The organism is Mesorhizobium sp. M0659, from assembly GCF_040320605.1.
Lineage (GTDB): Bacteria > Pseudomonadota > Alphaproteobacteria > Rhizobiales > Rhizobiaceae > Mesorhizobium.
Genome location: NZ_JAMYPY010000004.1, coordinates 285,987 through 301,503 on the forward strand (window position 1 = coordinate 285,987; position 15,517 = coordinate 301,503).

At 64.1% G+C, this 15,517-nt stretch carries 15 protein-coding genes; 14 read left to right on the top strand and 1 reads right to left on the bottom strand.

Annotated elements, in window-relative coordinates; all coding sequences use genetic code 11:
• The first annotated feature begins 83 nt into the window (after positions 1–83).
• The gene (locus tag NKI31_RS08990; protein WP_023669533.1) at positions 84–1,361 is read left to right on the top strand and encodes a 4-aminobutyrate--2-oxoglutarate transaminase; all 1,278 of its coding nucleotides are present in this window, start codon (positions 84–86) and stop codon (positions 1,359–1,361) included.
• Between the two features lie 121 nt (positions 1,362–1,482).
• Here the strand turns inward: NKI31_RS08990 and NKI31_RS08995 are convergent, their stop codons facing one another.
• Positions 1,483–2,736, bottom strand: a complete 1,254-nt coding sequence (locus NKI31_RS08995; protein WP_023696740.1) for an NAD(P)/FAD-dependent oxidoreductase — start codon at positions 2,734–2,736, stop codon at positions 1,483–1,485.
• A gap of 490 nt (positions 2,737–3,226) precedes the next feature.
• On the opposite strand from NKI31_RS08995, the gene NKI31_RS09000 reads away from it, so the two are divergent.
• From NKI31_RS09000 to NKI31_RS09060, 13 genes are all read left to right on the top strand, one after another.
• Positions 3,227–4,519, top strand: coding sequence for an imelysin family protein (locus NKI31_RS09000; protein WP_352651407.1), 1,293 nt, complete (start codon positions 3,227–3,229; stop codon positions 4,517–4,519).
• Between the two features lie 112 nt (positions 4,520–4,631).
• Entirely contained in the window at positions 4,632–4,943 is a 312-nt protein-coding gene (locus NKI31_RS09005) for a (2Fe-2S)-binding protein (RefSeq protein WP_023669536.1), read from the top strand.
• Complete coding sequence (gene bfr / locus NKI31_RS09010) at positions 4,909–5,394, top strand: bacterioferritin (RefSeq protein WP_023669537.1); 486 nt, start codon at positions 4,909–4,911, stop codon at positions 5,392–5,394. Before NKI31_RS09005 ends, bfr begins: the two co-directional genes overlap by 35 nt.
• Positions 5,395–5,406: 12 nt before the next feature.
• A complete protein-coding gene (locus NKI31_RS09015; protein ID WP_352651260.1) occupies positions 5,407–6,996 on the top strand; it encodes a di-heme oxidoreductase family protein in 1,590 nt (529 codons plus the stop codon).
• Positions 6,996–8,075, top strand: a complete 1,080-nt coding sequence (locus tag NKI31_RS09020) for an imelysin family protein (protein WP_352651262.1) — start codon at positions 6,996–6,998, stop codon at positions 8,073–8,075. The genes NKI31_RS09015 and NKI31_RS09020 overlap by 1 nt, the downstream gene beginning before the upstream one ends.
• Positions 8,076–8,078: 3 nt before the next feature.
• Positions 8,079–9,194 carry a DUF1513 domain-containing protein gene (locus NKI31_RS09025; protein ID WP_352651264.1) on the top strand — a complete coding sequence of 372 codons (1,116 nt, stop codon included), beginning with the start codon at positions 8,079–8,081 and terminating at the stop codon, positions 9,192–9,194.
• A 107-nt stretch (positions 9,195–9,301) separates the two neighbouring features.
• Positions 9,302–9,979 (top strand): tRNA (adenosine(37)-N6)-threonylcarbamoyltransferase complex dimerization subunit type 1 TsaB, encoded by a 678-nt coding sequence (tsaB, locus tag NKI31_RS09030; protein ID WP_352651266.1) that lies wholly within the window; start codon positions 9,302–9,304, stop codon positions 9,977–9,979.
• On the top strand, positions 9,979–10,473 hold the full coding sequence (gene rimI / locus NKI31_RS09035) for a ribosomal protein S18-alanine N-acetyltransferase (RefSeq protein ID WP_352651268.1): 495 nt from the start codon (positions 9,979–9,981) through the stop codon (positions 10,471–10,473). Before tsaB ends, rimI begins: the two co-directional genes overlap by 1 nt.
• Before the next feature lie 28 nt (positions 10,474–10,501).
• A complete protein-coding gene (olsA, locus tag NKI31_RS09040; protein ID WP_352651270.1) occupies positions 10,502–11,302 on the top strand; it encodes a lyso-ornithine lipid O-acyltransferase in 801 nt (266 codons plus the stop codon).
• 76 nt (positions 11,303–11,378) lie between these two features.
• Positions 11,379–12,788, top strand: coding sequence for a tRNA (N6-isopentenyl adenosine(37)-C2)-methylthiotransferase MiaB (gene miaB, locus NKI31_RS09045; RefSeq protein ID WP_352651272.1), 1,410 nt, complete (start codon positions 11,379–11,381; stop codon positions 12,786–12,788).
• Entirely contained in the window at positions 12,788–13,864 is a 1,077-nt protein-coding gene (locus tag NKI31_RS09050; protein WP_352651274.1) for a PhoH family protein, read from the top strand. Before miaB ends, NKI31_RS09050 begins: the two co-directional genes overlap by 1 nt.
• Before the next feature lie 17 nt (positions 13,865–13,881).
• Complete coding sequence (ybeY, locus tag NKI31_RS09055; protein WP_352651276.1) at positions 13,882–14,388, top strand: rRNA maturation RNase YbeY; 507 nt, start codon at positions 13,882–13,884, stop codon at positions 14,386–14,388.
• A 28-nt stretch (positions 14,389–14,416) separates the two neighbouring features.
• Entirely contained in the window at positions 14,417–15,511 is a 1,095-nt protein-coding gene (locus NKI31_RS09060; protein ID WP_023682011.1) for a hemolysin family protein, read from the top strand.
• Positions 15,512–15,517: the final 6 nt, after the last annotated feature.

Here is a 15,517-nt window from a genome sequence, read left to right on the forward strand (position 1 = left end):
ACTTGAGGAAAACGTGAAATAAGGTCAGAAGAGGCCTTGGCATTCATCTAACGAGAACGGGCGTCGGCCCGATGAGGGACGAAATGAAGAACGCAGCCATTTCTGAGCGCAAGAACCAGTCGATCTCGCGCGGCGTCGGCATGACGACGCAGATCTATGCCGACCGCGCCGAGAATTCGGAGATCTGGGATGTAGAAGGCCGCCGATACATCGATTTCTCCTCCGGTATCGCCGTCGTCAACACCGGCCACCGCCATCCCAGGGTGATCGAGGCGGTCAAGGCACAGCTCGACCGCTTCACCCATACCTGCCACCAGGTCGTGCCCTATGAGAGCTATGTCAGGCTGGCCGAACGGCTGAACGGCATGCTGCCCGGCAAGTTCGAGAAGAAGACCATCTTCGTCACTACGGGTGCTGAAGCCGTCGAGAACGCCATCAAGATCGCCCGCAACGCCACTGGCCGCCAAGCCGTCATCGCCTTTGCCGGCGGCTTCCACGGCCGCACCTTCATGGGCATGGCGCTGACCGGCAAGGTCGTGCCCTACAAGGTCGGCTTCGGCGCCATGCCGGGCGACGTCTACCACGCGCCGTTTCCGGTGCCGCTGCACGGCGTGTCTACAGCCGATTCGCTGGCCGCACTCGACAAACTGTTCAAGGCCGATGTCGATCCGGCTCGCGTTGCCGCCATCATCATCGAGCCGGTCCAGGGCGAGGGCGGCTTCTACGACGCGCCGCGCGAATTCCTGACGGCGCTGCGCAAGCTCTGCGACCAGCACGGCATGCTGCTGATCGCCGATGAGGTGCAGACCGGCTTTGCCCGCACCGGCAAGATGTTCGCCATGGATCATCATGAGGTCGCGGCCGACATTACCACCATGGCGAAAAGCCTGGCCGGCGGCTTCCCGCTGGCGGCGGTCACCGGCCGCGCCGAGATCATGGATGCGCCCGGTCCTGGCGGGCTCGGCGGCACCTATGGCGGCAGCCCGATCGGTGTCGCCGCAGCACACGCCGTGCTCGACGTAATCGAGGACGAAAAGCTGTGCGACCGCGCCAATACGCTGGGCGCCCGGCTGAAACAGCGGCTGCAGTCGATCCGCGACGATGTGCCCGAGATTGTCGACATCAGGGGTCTCGGCTTCATGAACGCGGTCGAGTTCAACGACGTCAAGAAGGGCCTGCCGTCGGCCGAGATCGCCAATGCGATCCGGCTGAAGGCGCTCGACAAGGGGCTGATCCTGCTGACCTGCGGCGTCTACGGCAACGTCATCCGTTTCCTGGCTCCGATCACCATCCAGGACAATGTCATGAACGAGGCGCTCGACATTCTGGAAAGCTCGATCCGCGAAGTCTGCGCTGCCTAGCGCAAACCCTACCTCCCCCTTGTGGGGAGGTCGGACCGCAGGTCCGGGTGGGGGGCCTCGCGCCGACCCCAACCCCGCTGCTTCGCAGCGACCCTCCCCACAAGGGGGAGGGTAAGTGCGTCTAGCCCGCAGCCCGTGCCGGCTCATCCTGCTGGAACGCTGCCAGTGCAGCCTTCAGCCCGTCAGGTCCCTCAGCAATCGTCTGCGCCATCGGCGAAAACCCGGCCCCGAGCATCTTGCGGCCCAGCATATGGTCGCCCGGCCTGTTGACGGATTCGATGCCGAGCAGCCGGCTTCCAGCATAGTGGTAGATCGAGAACTTGTTCTCAGCGAGGTCGCCCAGCACGACATGGCTGTCGCCGCCCGAGGTCAGCCCGACCATCTGCAGTTTCATGTCGCCGATGTCAGACCAGAACCACGGCACCGCCGCATAGGCGTCCGTATGGCCGGTGATCGTGCGTGCGGCAAGCCGCGCCTGGTCGGTGGCGTTCTGCACCGATTCCAGCCGCACGTCGCCGCCGGTCGACCAGTGGCGGTAGGAAGCGGCGTCGCCGATGGCCAGAATATCAGGCACTGAGGTGCGCATCTGTTGGTCGACGCGGATGCCATTGGCGACAGTCAGTCCGGCAGCCTGCGCAAGTTCGACATTCGGCACGGCGCCGATGCCGACGATGACCATGCGCGCGGGCAGCCTTTCGCCGGTGGAGGTGATGGCAGCGCAGACATGGCGGTTTTCCCCTTCCAGCCTGGCAATGGTGGTGCCGGTGAGGATACGCACGCCGATCGCCTCCAGCCGTTGGCGGACATGGCTCGCCACCACCGGCGCCACGGCGCGGCCAAGCAGCCGGTCGACAGCCTCGACCAGGGTGACGTTGCGGCCGGCGGCCCTCAGCGTTGCCGCGATCTCCAGCCCGATGAAGCCGCCGCCGAGGATGACCACGTCTTCGCTTTGGGCGCTGAGCGCGCGGATCAGCCGCGCATCGGCGATCGAGCGCAGCGACAGCACGCCCGAGAGGTCGGCGCCCGGCAGCGGCAGAAGCCGCGGCCGCGAACCGGTGGCCAGGATGAGCCGGTCGAACGGCAGCACGCCGCCGCCCGCTATGTCCAGCTTGCGGCCTGCCGTATCGATGCTGTCGATTCGGACGCCCGGCCTGAAGTCGATGGCGCTGCCGGTGTAAAAGGCCTCGCCGCGCAAGGGTTGCGGCTTGGCATCGGCGTCCTTGATGAAGGTCTTCGACAGCGGCGGCTTGTGATAGGGCAGATCGGTTTCGTCGCCGATCAGTATGACAGGCCCGTCATAGCCTTCCTCGCGCAGGCTGGCGGCCGCTTGCACGCCCGCATGACCCGCACCGACAATGACGACCCCGTTCTTCATCGCAACCCGAATTCCTGTTTCAAATCTGGAGCATGATGCCGAAAAGTGTGAAGCGGTTTTCGGACGACATCATGCTTTGATTGTGAGCCGTTCCGCCAGATGGCGATTGTCTGCCGCCGTCGCAAGAGCCCCGGTCCGGGTCGCACCCGGAACGGTCGCTTGTCAATCGCGGCGTCTCTCACCTTGGCTGCTGGCTACGATTTAAAGTTGATAGTGCTAGTTTAGAATAATTCTAAACTGTTGTTTCAATTGAATTTTCTAGGGTTCACCAGTTGACTTCCGGCCTCGCCATCGTTTTATGGAGGCTCGCGCGTCAGCGCATCCCTTTGATGTTTGGGCCTTGAACCCGTTCGATTGGAGGCATTTGGTGTCTTTCTCCCGTGAGCCGCAGAGCGGCGCGGCATCTGTGGTGTCCTACGGCATGCCTATGTCCCGGCACCGTTTGGCACGCGCGCCTTTTACCGAATCCCCTTTGAACTGGAGACTGATGATGACAGCGCGATATGGCGGCAGACTGGCTGCGATCGGTGCCACGGCTATGTTGACGGCGGCGGTTTTCATCCTGCCGGCCAAGGCGGCGGAGATCGATGCCAAGGCGGTCATCAAGACCTATTCCGACATCGCGCTGGCCAAGTACGAGGATTCGCTGACCACGGCGCAGGCGCTCGACAAGGCTGTCGACGCGCTGCTTGCCAACCCGTCGGCGGACACGCTGAATGCCGCCCGCGATGCCTGGAAGGCGTCGCGCGTGCCCTACCAGCAGACCGAGGTCTACCGCTTCGGGAACAAGATCGTCGACGACTGGGAAGGCAAGGTGAACTCCTGGCCGCTCGACGAAGGCCTGATCGACTACGTCGCCAAGAGCTACGGCACCGAGTCCGACGCCAACGCGCTCTACACCGCCAATGTCATCGCCAACAAGGACATCGAGATCGACGGCAAGAAGGTCGACGCCTCGAAGCTTTCGCCGGAGTTCCTCGCCGGCACGCTGCAGCAGGCCGGCGGCATCGAGGCCAATGTCGCCACCGGTTATCACGCCATCGAATTCCTGCTCTGGGGCCAGGATTTGCACGGCACCGGCCCGGGCGCCGGCGAGCGTCCGTACACCGACTACGACCTCAAGAACTGCACCGGCGGCAATTGCGATCGCCGGGCCGAGTATCTGAAGTCGGCCAGCGATCTTCTGGTCTCCGACCTGCAGGAGATGGTCGGCAACTGGAAGGAAGACGGCGCCGCCCGCAAGAACCTCGTCGATGGCCAGCCGAACACCGCTATCTCGGTGATTTTCACCGGCATGGGCTCGCTGTCCTACGGCGAACTGGCCGGGGAGCGCATGAAACTCGGCCTGCTGCTGCACGATCCCGAAGAGGAGCACGACTGCTTCTCGGATAATACCTACAACTCGCATCTCTATGACGCCATCGGCATCCGCGCCGCCTATCTCGCCAGCTACACGCGCATCGACGGCACCGTCGTTTCAGGCCCGTCGGTGCACGATATGGTCAAAGCGGCCGATCCGGCGATCGACAAGGAACTGTCCGACAAGCTCGATGTCTCGGTCGCCAAGATGGAGGCGATCAAGGCGCGGGAAGTGGCCGGCGAGGCCTACGACCAGCAGATCGCCGAGGGCAACACCGAAGGCAATGCTACCGTGCAGGCGGCAATCGACGCGCTGGTCGACCAGACCAAGTCGATCGAACGCGCCGTCGGCGCGCTGAAGCTGAACAACATAGCCTTCGAGGGGTCCGACAGCCTCGACGAACCGGACAAGGTGTTCAAGTAGCCGCGAGCATGACCCCGAAAAGTGGAAGCCGGTTTTCGGAAAAGGTCATGCTCAACTAAGACGTACCACCAGCCAAACGGCGCGGAGGGGCGCCGTCAGCCAGAGCCAATCCATGCTGATCTGCCATTGCAACATCATCACCGAAAAGGAGATTGAGCAGACGATCGTCGATCTGCTGGATCAGGACCCCTGGCAACTGATCGTGCCGGCGAAGGTCTATCACACGATGCAAAAGCGCGGTCGCTGTTGCGGCTGCTTCCCAAATGTGGTCGAAACGATCATTCGGGTCACCGAAAATTACCACACCCGTTCGGAGGCGAGCGGCGTGGACATCGTTTCACACCTGGATCGCGTCAGAGGCCTGCGCGTCCAATATGGGAGCAGAATCCATGAAAGGCGAACCGCAGATCATCGAGCGGCTTAACGAGGCTCTGTTCCTGGAGCTTGGCGCCGTCAATCAATACTGGGTGCATTTCCGCCTGCTCGAAGATTGGGGATATGCCAAGCTGGCAAAGAAGGAACGCGCCGAATCGATCGAGGAGATGCACCATGCCGACCGGCTGGTGGCCCGTATCATCTTCCTCGAAGGGCATCCCAATTTGCAGTCCGTGGCGCCGTTGCGCATCGGCCAGAACGTCAAGGAAGTGCTCGAATCCGATCTCGCCGGCGAATATGACGCACGCACCGCCTACAAGCGTTCGCGCGAGATCTGCAACGAAGCCGGCGACTACGTGACGATGAAGCTGTTCGAGGAATTGCTGGCGGATGAGGAAGGTCACATCGACTTCCTCGAGACGCAGCTCGACCTCCTTGCCTCGATCGGCGAGGAAAAATACGGCCAGCTCAACGCCGCATCGGCGGACGAGGCGGAATAGGACCATGCAGGAATGCGGCGCCCCCTAGATATTCTGCGCCGCTTGGGGCGGGCTATCGGCCCGCTGCTCCTCAAAAACCCGCGATGCCAGGCGTTTCGTGGGCTTTTGGTTGTAATCCTGGCGGCAATTTTGGCCCCGGCCCTGGCCGGATCGTCGGAACCGGTCGGTCTCGCCACGAGCCGCACCGACCTGACGCCGAAGGACCGGTCCCGCGTCCTTGCCGTTACCAGGCCAACCCAGGATTTCTCCAAGCCCGAATCCTTCGAAACGATGCAAGGCGGCGCCGGCACGTCGCGCAAGCAGGTCGACCGCGACGCCTTCTCGCAACCGTCTGAAAACATCACCTTCGAGGAATTGGGCAATTTCAAGCTCGGCAATGCGCTTTTCCGCAAGAACTGGGTGTCGTCGCCATCCTCGACCCAGGCCTCGGACGGTCTCGGACCCCTGTTCAACGAGCGCGCCTGCCAGAATTGCCATTTGAAGGATGGCCGCGGCCGCCCGCCGGCCGCCGACAGCCGCACCACGTCGATGTTCCTGCGGCTGGCGCGCGATGCGAGCACGGCCGAGGAAAAGGCCGAGATCGCCGCGCACAAGGTGCTGAACTTCCCCGATCCGGTCTACGGCACGCAGTTGCAGGAACTGGCGGTGCCCGGCCTCAAGGGCGAAGGCCGCATGTATGTCCATTATCGCGAGGAAAAGGTCACGCTCGGCGACGGCAGCGTGGTTTGGCTGCGCAAGCCGAGCTATTCGGTCGACGGGCTTGGCTACGGCCCGCTTGACTCGCGCACCACGCTGTCGCCGCGCCTGACGCCGCCAATGATCGGCCTTGGCCTGATCGAACAGATCGCGCCGGCCGACATCCTTGCCCATGCCGATCCCGGCGACCGCGACGGCATTTCCGGCAAGCCCAACATGGTGCGTGACCTCAGCAGTGGGCAATTGACGCTTGGCCGCTTCGGTTGGAAGGCCCAGACCGCGTCGATCCGCCAGCAGGCGGCGGACGCCTTTGCCGGCGATATCGGCATTTCGACGCCGGAAGAGCCCAGTCACTGGGGCGATTGCACCGCGGCTGAAAAGGCCTGCCTCGACATGCCGAACGGCGTGCAGAAGCGGCTTGGCCCGATCGAGGCGCCACCACCGGTGATGGACCTCGTCACCTTCTATTCGCAGAACCTTGCGGTGCCGGCGCGGCGCGATGTCGGCGCACCCGCCGTGCTCGCCGGCAAGAAGCTGTTCTACGAGATGGGCTGCATTGCCTGCCATACGCCGAAATTCGTCACCATGCGCGGGAACAAGGCGCAGGCGTTCCAACTGATCTGGCCCTATTCCGACTTTCTGCTGCACGACATGGGGCCTGGCCTTGCCGACGGCCAGGCGGTGGGCGATGCCACGGGAAGCGAATGGCGCACCCCGCCGCTATGGGGCATCGGCCTGACCGGGACGGTCAACGGCAACGCTTTCTTCCTGCATGATGGGCGTGCGCGCACGCTTGCCGAAGCGATCCTGTGGCATGGCGGCGAGGGGCAGAAAGCGCGCGATCGCTTTGCCGCCGCCAATACGGCCGACCGCGATGCTCTCATCAAATTCCTGGAGTCATTCTGATGCTCAAGCGGGTTTTGCCTGTTCTACTCCTCCCATTGGCTCTTTTCGGTGCGTCCCCGGCATCGGCCTCGGTGAAAGCCTCCGATGTCATTCAAAGAGCGATCGACGGATTTGTCCGCCCCGCCTATGCCAGCCTGCATGGCCATGCCGGCACCTTGGCGAAGGCCATGGACGCGCTCTGCCAGGCGCCGTCGCAGGGCAACCTCGATGCCGCGCATGCCGGATTCTCGGCCACGGTCGCAGCCTGGTCGTCGGCTGAAATCATCGGCTTCGGGCCAATCAAGGAGAACAACCGGCTGGAGCGCATGCTCTACTGGCCGGACCGAAAGAGCATCGGCCTGAAGCAGGTGCAGGCGGCGCTGGCCGGCAAGGATCCGACCGCCACCGATCCGGCGCAGCTGGCGGGCAAGAGTGTCGCGATGCAGGGATTAGGGGCGCTTGAGTTCGTGCTTTACGGCGACGGCGCCGAGACGCTCGTCGGCAAGGACGAGCCCTATCGCTGCGCCTATGGCGCGGCAGTCGCCAAGAACATCGAGACCATGGCGGCCGATGTCGACGCGGCCTGGAAAAAACCGGACGGTTTTGCAGCCTTGTGGGCTAATCCCGGACCCGACAATGCGCTTTACCGCGACGGCACCGAAGCGGTGACCGAACTGGTCGGCGTCTTCATCAACGAGCTGGAAATGGTCCGCGACGTGCGCCTCAAAGGTTTTCTCGGCGCCAAACCGCAGGGTGACAAGCCGAGGCAAGCGATCTACTGGCGCTCGCAAAACACCGGCCTTTCATTAGCCGGCAACCTCTCCGGCATTGTTGCGCTGTTCCAGGCCTCGAAGCTCGGCGACGCGCTGCCCGAGGATAGCAGATGGATGGCGGAATCCATCCATATCCAGCTCATCAATGGCGTTGCCACTGCCAAATCCATCCAGGGTCGGATCGACAAGACGCTCGCCGATCCCGCGGAGCGCGGAAAACTCGAACATTTCGCGCTGATCACCTCCAGCCTGTCGGGCTTGATCGGCACCCGGCTAACCGCCGAGTTCGGCCTGACCGCCGGCTTTTCGTCACTGGACGGGGACTGACCAATGGTTGCGACACGCACGCCGCTGATGGACCGCCGCGATTTTCTCAGGGCTGCCGGCGCCGGCTTCGTCGCGTCAACGGCGCCGCGGGCCTGGGCGGACACGCTTGCCGCCGATGCCGTCTTTGCCACCGCCTTCGTCAAGCGCGACGGCAGCTTTGGCGCCGCTGTGTTGTCGGAAGCCGGAAAAGTATTGCATGCGATCGACCTGCCCGACCGTGGCCACGACGTCACCTTCGATCCGGTCTCGAAGCGCTCCGTGGTCTTCGCCCGGCAACCCGGCACCTTCGCCGTGGTCTTCGACCATGCCGGCCGCGAGCCGCCGCTGACCATCGCCAGCATCACCGGTCGGCATTTCTTCGGCCACGGCGTGTTTTCCGCAGACGGCGCGCTGCTCTACGCCACCGAGAATGACTTCGACAATGCCGCCGGCGTCGTCGGGATCTACGACGCACGGGCCAAGTTCAGCCGCATCGGCGAGTTTCCGACCTATGGCATGGGGCCGCATGAGCTCTTGCTGCTCGGAGACGGCCGGACGATCGCCATCGCCAATGGCGGCATCGAGACCCATCCCGACTATGGCCGCGCCGAGCTCAACATCGCCACCATGAAGCCGTCCTATGTGCTGGTCGATCGCACAACCGGCGATCTCATCGAAAAGCACGAACTGCCGCCGGCTCTGCACCAGCTGTCGATTCGCCACATGGATGCCGACCCCACAGGCACCATCTGGTTCGGCTGCCAGTACCGCGGGCCGGGCACCGAGCGGCCACCGCTGGTCGGCCGCGCCACGCGCGGCAAGGGGCTGCAGCTGCTCGACATGCCGCAGGACGTGCTATCCGGCTTCCGGAATTACATCGGCTCGGTCGCCGCCAACCCGATTGCCGGCACGGTCGCGGTGTCTTCGCCGGAAGGCAATTCGCTGGCCGTCATCGACGCCGCCAGCGGCAAGATCGTCGCCACCAAGGCGCTGGTCGAGGTCTGCGGCCTGGCGCCCGACGGCCCGGGCTTCATGGCAACCACGGGTGCCGGCGAAATCATCGAAGGCAGCGGCGCGACGCGCTCCGAGCCCGACTATGTCTGGGACAACCACATGCTGCGCATCGCGCCGGCGGCGTAAGCCGTCCGGCCTGCACCGAAGCGAAGCCGCTTAACAATTTACGCGCTGGCTCTTGCGGCGGCGCGCCGTGGCGGGCAGAGGGAGACTGTTTTTCGAACCGGTCGCCCATGAAACTGCTCGCCATCGACTGTGCCGCCAATCTCTGCGCCGCTTGCGTCTATGACGCATCGGGCGGCAGAGAGCTCGGCCGCTCGGTACTCGATCTCGGCAAAGGCCACGCCGAACACTTGATGGCTGTCATTGACGAAGCGTTGAAAGCGGACGGCACCGATTATGCCGGCCTTGGCGCCGTTGCGGTCTCCATCGGTCCGGGTTCCTTCACCGGCCTGCGGGTGGGCGTCTCGGCGGCGCGCGGCCTGGCGCTGGCGCTGAAGATCCCGGCGATCGGGGTAACGACACTGGAGGCGCTGGCGGCCGAGGCGAGGGCGGCATTTCCCGGCCGCCCGGTCCTGGCCGCTCTCGATGCCGGCCGCGAGGAAATCCATGCCGCGCTTTACGATGCGGAAGCGATTTTGCGCTATGGTCCGGCGGTGACCACACTTGCGCAAGCCGCGGGAATGGCGGCGGACAATCGTCCGGTGCTTGCCGGCACGGCCGCCGTGCAGATCGCAGCCGCGGCCGGTCGCGATTTCGATATCGGCCCGACGGCTGCCACCGCCGACATTGCCGTCTACGCCCGGCTCGCCTCTGCAAAAGGCGAGGGCGACAAGCCGAAGCCACTCTATCTGCGCGGCGCCGATGCCAAGGCGCAGGCCGGGTTCATCCTGTTGAGGCAGGAAAAGTGATGCGCATCCCTTTCCTCCAGCCGCGCCGCAGGGACTATGCGCTCGAGCCGCTGACCATCGCCGACAGCCCGGCAGCGTCGGTGCTGCACCGCGAGGATTTCGTCCGGCCCTGGACCGATGGCGAGTTCGCCGCGTTGCTCGAACAGGAAACCGTGTTCGGCTATGCCGCGCGCGAAATCGGCCAGGGCGCCAAGCCGCCGGTCGGCTTCGTGCTGGCCAGGCTTGCAGCCGGCGAGGGCGAGATTCTGACCGTGGCGGTGTCGCGCTCGCATCGCCGCCAGGGGCTCGGCTGGCAATTGATGGACGCCGTGCTGCGCGAATTGCATGCGCAGCGCGCCGAGGCGCTGTTCCTTGAGGTCGACGAGACCAATGTCGCTGCCATCGCCCTCTACCGGCGGCTGGGCTTCCGCCAGGTCGGCCACCGCGCCAATTATTACCGCTCGACCGAACATGGTCCTACCGGCGCGCTTGTCATGCGCCGCGATCTTCGCTAGCCAAAGTTTTGGGGCAGGGCCAAGCTGCATGATCGGAAAAATCAGGATTTTCCTGGCGCTGAGCCTCGTTGTCGTCGGTTCGCTGGTCCTTGTGCCTTTGCAGCTGCTGTCGATGAAGACTGGAATCTGGCGCGAGACGGTCATTCTGAAGGCCTGGCACAGCCTCATCGTCCGGACGCTCGGCCTGCGCATCCATGTCAAAGGTGCGCTGTCCAGCCAGCGCCCGCTGCTGGTCGCCTCGAACCATATCTCCTGGACCGACATCATGGTGCTGGCCTCCTTTGCCGATGTAACCTTCATCGCTCGGGCGGACATGGAGGGATGGCCGCTGATCGGCTGGCTGTCGAAACTGCAGCGTACGGTCTTCATCGAACGCGAGCGTAAGCGGACAGCTGGCGACCAGGCCAGCGAGATCGCCAGCCGCATGGCCAAGGGCGACGCCATGGTGCTGTTTGCCGAGGGCTCTACCGGCGACGGCAACACCATCCTGCCGTTCAAGAGCACCTTGTTCGGCGCCGCCTCGATGGCGATTTCGGAAGGCGCGGCCGAGCAGGTCTTCATCCAGCCGCTGGCGATTGCCTACACGCGGGTGCACGGCGTGCCTCTCGGCCGTCGCCACCGGCCGCTCGCTGCCTGGATCGGCGATCAGGACCTGATGCCGCATCTCAAGGTGCTGATGGCCGAAGGCGCCATTGACGTCGAGGTGCATTTCGGCGAGCCCATCGCCTTTTCCAAGGGCTCGAACCGCAAGGAAACGTCGAGGATGATGGAAAGCAAGGTGCGCGCCATGATGCAGGCCGCGCTCGCCGATCCCCGACCGAGCCGCTAGCGCAGGCCGGGCGCCTACAGGCCGATGCCCGAGAATCGTCTGTTTTTTGTCACGGAAAGGCGTTAGAAGCCGCCGGATGGATTTGAACACGATAGAGCGGAACGAAACCGACAGCGCCTCGCAAAGCGCTGCTGCGGCGTCCGCCCCGGCCAAAAAGGTCTTCGTCAAGACCTATGGCTGCCAGATGAATGTCTATGACTCACAGCGCATGACCGATGCGCTGGCCGCCGACGGCTACACCGCAACCGATGTCATCGCCGACGCCGACCTGGTGCTGCTCAACACCTGCCATATCAGGGAGAAGGCGGCGGAAAAGGTCTATTCCGAGCTCGGCCGCATCCGCGACATGAAGGCTGAACGCGCAGCAGTTGGGCGCGAAATGCTGATCGGCGTCGCCGGTTGCGTCGCGCAGGCCGAAGGCGCGGAAATCATCCGCCGTTCGCCTGCTGTCGATCTGGTCATCGGCCCGCAGACCTATCACCGGCTGCCCGATGTGCTGGCCCGGGTGCGTGGCGGCGAGAAGATCGTCGAGACCGAATACGCCATCGAGGACAAGTTCGAGCATCTGCCGCAGCCGAAGCGCGCCGAAATGATCAAGCGCGGCGTCACCGCCTTCCTCACGGTGCAGGAAGGCTGCGACAAATTCTGCACCTTCTGCGTCGTGCCCTATACCAGGGGCTCGGAAGTGTCGCGGCCGGTGGCGCAGATCGTCGCCGAAGCCGAGCGGCTGGCCGATGCCGGTGTGCGCGAGGTGACGCTGCTGGGGCAGAACGTCAATGCATGGCACGGCAAGGGTGAGGATGGCATGGAATGGGGGCTTGGTCGCCTGCTGTTCCGGCTGGCCGAAATTCCCGGCCTGGCGCGGCTGCGCTACACCACCAGCCATCCGCGCGACATGGACGACGAATTGATCGCTGCCCATCGCGATCTCCCGGCTTTGATGCCTTATCTGCACCTGCCGGTGCAATCCGGGTCAGACCGCATCCTCAAGGCGATGAACCGCAGGCATACGGCCAAGGACTATCTGGCGCTGCTCGAGCGCATCCGCGCTGCACGCGGCGACATCGCGCTGTCCGGTGACTTCATCGTCGGCTTCCCCGGCGAGACCGATGCAGATTTCGAGGCCACGATGGGTCTGGTGCGACAGGTGAACTACGCCTCGGCCTTCTCGTTCAAATATTCGCCGCGTCCCGGCACGCCGGGCGCCGATATGCCCGATCAGGTGCCGGAAGCGGTCAAGGACGAGCGCCTGCAACGCCTGCAGGCGCTGCTGCTGAAACAACAGCAGGATTTCGGCCTGAGCCTGGTCGGCTGCACCATCGACACGCTGATCGAGAAGCCCGGCCGTCAGGCCGGCCAGAAGGTCGGCCGCTCGCCCTGGCTGCAGCCGGTTATTGTTGATGAAAAGGCCGGCGAAATCGGTGACATTATCCGGGTGCGAATCACGAAGACGGGCTACAATAGCCTGTTCGCCGAGTTGGCTTGATGGCCTCGGCAGATGAGGAGAGACGGTTGAGCGCTGCTGAAGTGAAGACTCTGCCCCAGAACCAGACATCCGGGGCCTCTGACATCGCGCACATCGTTCTGACTTTCGACAACAACAAGCTTGCCAGCGCCCTGTACGGCCAGTTCGACGAGAACCTGGCCCGGCTTGAGCAGAAGCTCGGCGTCGACATCCGCTCGCGCGGCAACCAGTTGACCATCAAGGGCTCGGCCTCGGCGGCCGAACAGGCGCGCCGCGCGCTCGACAATCTCTACGGCATTCTCCAGAAGGGCACCGATATCGGCCAGTCCGACGTTGATGGCGCCGTGCGCATGGCGATTGCCGCCGACGACCAACTGACGCTGCCGACGCTGGAACGCAAGGGCAAAGTCTCGGCCGCCCAGATCTCCACCCGCAAGAAGACGATCTATGCCCGTTCGCTCAATCAGGACGCCTATATGCGGGCACTGGAGCGTTCGGAACTTGTCTTCGGCATTGGCCCCGCCGGCACCGGCAAGACCTATCTGGCGGTGGCGCATGCGGCGATGCTGCTCGAACGCGGCATGGTCGAGCGCATCATCCTGTCACGGCCAGCGGTCGAGGCCGGCGAGCGGCTGGGTTTTCTGCCCGGCGATATGAAGGAAAAGGTCGATCCGTACCTGCGGCCCCTCTATGACGCGCTCTACGACATGATGCCGGCCGACAAGGTCGAGCGTGCTATCGCTGCCGAGGTCATCGAAATCGCGCCGCTGGCCTTCATGCGCGGCCGCACGCTGGCGCATGCCGCCGTCATCCTCGACGAGGCGCAGAACACCACGCCGATGCAGATGAAGATGTTTTTGACCCGCCTCGGCGAGAATTCGCGCATGATCGTCACCGGCGATCCGACGCAGATCGATCTGCCTCCAAGCACCAAGTCGGGCCTCGTCGAAGCCTTGCGTGTCCTTGACGGCGTGGCCGGCGCGGTAACCGTGCGCTTCAACGATGTCGACGTTGTGCGCCACCCGCTGGTGGCCGAAATCGTCAGGGCCTATGACCGCGACGCCAAGCTGGCGCGCGGCCTCGGCTCCGAGAACTGATGTGACGATGCGGGCTCATGCCTGAAGACATAAGACCTGGCGGCGGGGATAGTTCGGTTCCAGTCGAGATCGATATGTCGGTCCAAGCCGGCGACTGGCCCGATGAGGCGGCGCTGACGCGTCTGGTCGATCGCGCCGTGTCGGCTGCCTTTGCCGAAACTGCTGCCGCCGGTCCTTCCGAACTCAGCATCGTCTTTTCCGACGATGCCCATATCCGTACCCTCAATGCCGGCTGGCGCGGCAAGGACAAGGCGACCAACGTCTTGTCTTTCCCGGCTTTTCCGTTCCCCAGGGGTGGCAAGCTGCCGCCGATGCTGGGTGACATCGTGCTCGCCGCCGAGACGGTGGCGCGCGAAGCAGCCCTGGAAGACAAGCCCTTCGAGAACCATATCACCCATCTCGTCATCCACGGCCTGCTGCATTTACTGGGCTACGATCACGAGACCGATGCAGAGGCCGAGGAGATGGAAGCCATCGAGCGCTCAGCGCTCGCAAGGCTTGCCATTCCCGATCCCTACACGTAATGACAAAAGACCAATTGACCGGACGACGATGAACGACAAACCAGAAACTGCCGCCCGCCCCGAGGCTGGCAGTGCGACAAAGCCTTCCGATACGACGGAAGAGGGATCGAGTCCGAGTCCCAGTTCCGGCAGCCCCGCTTCTGGTAGTATTGCCAGCGAGCCATCGCCTGCCGGTCCGTCCCTGTTCGACCGCGTCTTGGGCCTTTTCAGGCAGCGGAACGGCACCAGCCTGCGCGAGGAAATCGCCGGCGCGCTTGCCGAAACGACCAGCGATGCCGGGTCTTTCTCACCTGGCGAACGCGCCATGCTCAACAACATATTGCGCCTGCGCGAGGTACGCGTCGAGGACGTCATGGTGCCGCGCGCCGATATTGAGGCCGTCGAGATCACCACGACGTTGGGCGATCTGCTCGGTCTGTTCGAGCAGTCCGGCCATTCCCGCATGCCGGTCTATTCCGAGACGCTCGACGATCCGCGCGGCATGGTTCACATCCGCGACGTGCTGGCCCACATCACCAAGGTCGCCCGGGTCAAGAAGGGCAGAACATCCAGGAAGACGCCGGCAACGACGCTTCTCGACCTCGCCCAGGTCGATCTCGGCCGCACCATCGGCGACCTCAATCTGATCCGCCCGGTGCTGTTCGTGCCGCCCTCGATGCTTGCCTCCGACCTGATGGGCCATATGCAGACGACGCGAACCCAGATGGCGCTGGTCATCGACGAATATGGCGGCACCGATGGTCTCGCCTCGCTGGAAGACATCGTCGAGATGGTCGTCGGCGATATCGAGGACGAGCATGACGAGGACGAGCCGCTGATCACCCAGACCGGCGAGGGCGTGTTCGTCGTCGACGGCAAGGCCGAGATCGACGAGGTCGCCAAGATGATCGGCGAGGACTTTACCGCCGGTGAGCATGGTGAATATGTCGACACGATCGGCGGCATGATTTTCAACACGCTCGGTCGCGTGCCCGCGCGTGGTGAGGTTGTGCAAGCCATCCCCGGCTTCGAATTCCACGTGCTCGACGCCGATCCGCGCCGCGTCAAGCGGGTGCGCATCGTCCAGAACCAGAAGGGCGAGCGTCGCCGCCGCGTGACCGCCCCCCGCACGGAGCAGGCCTAGGACAGA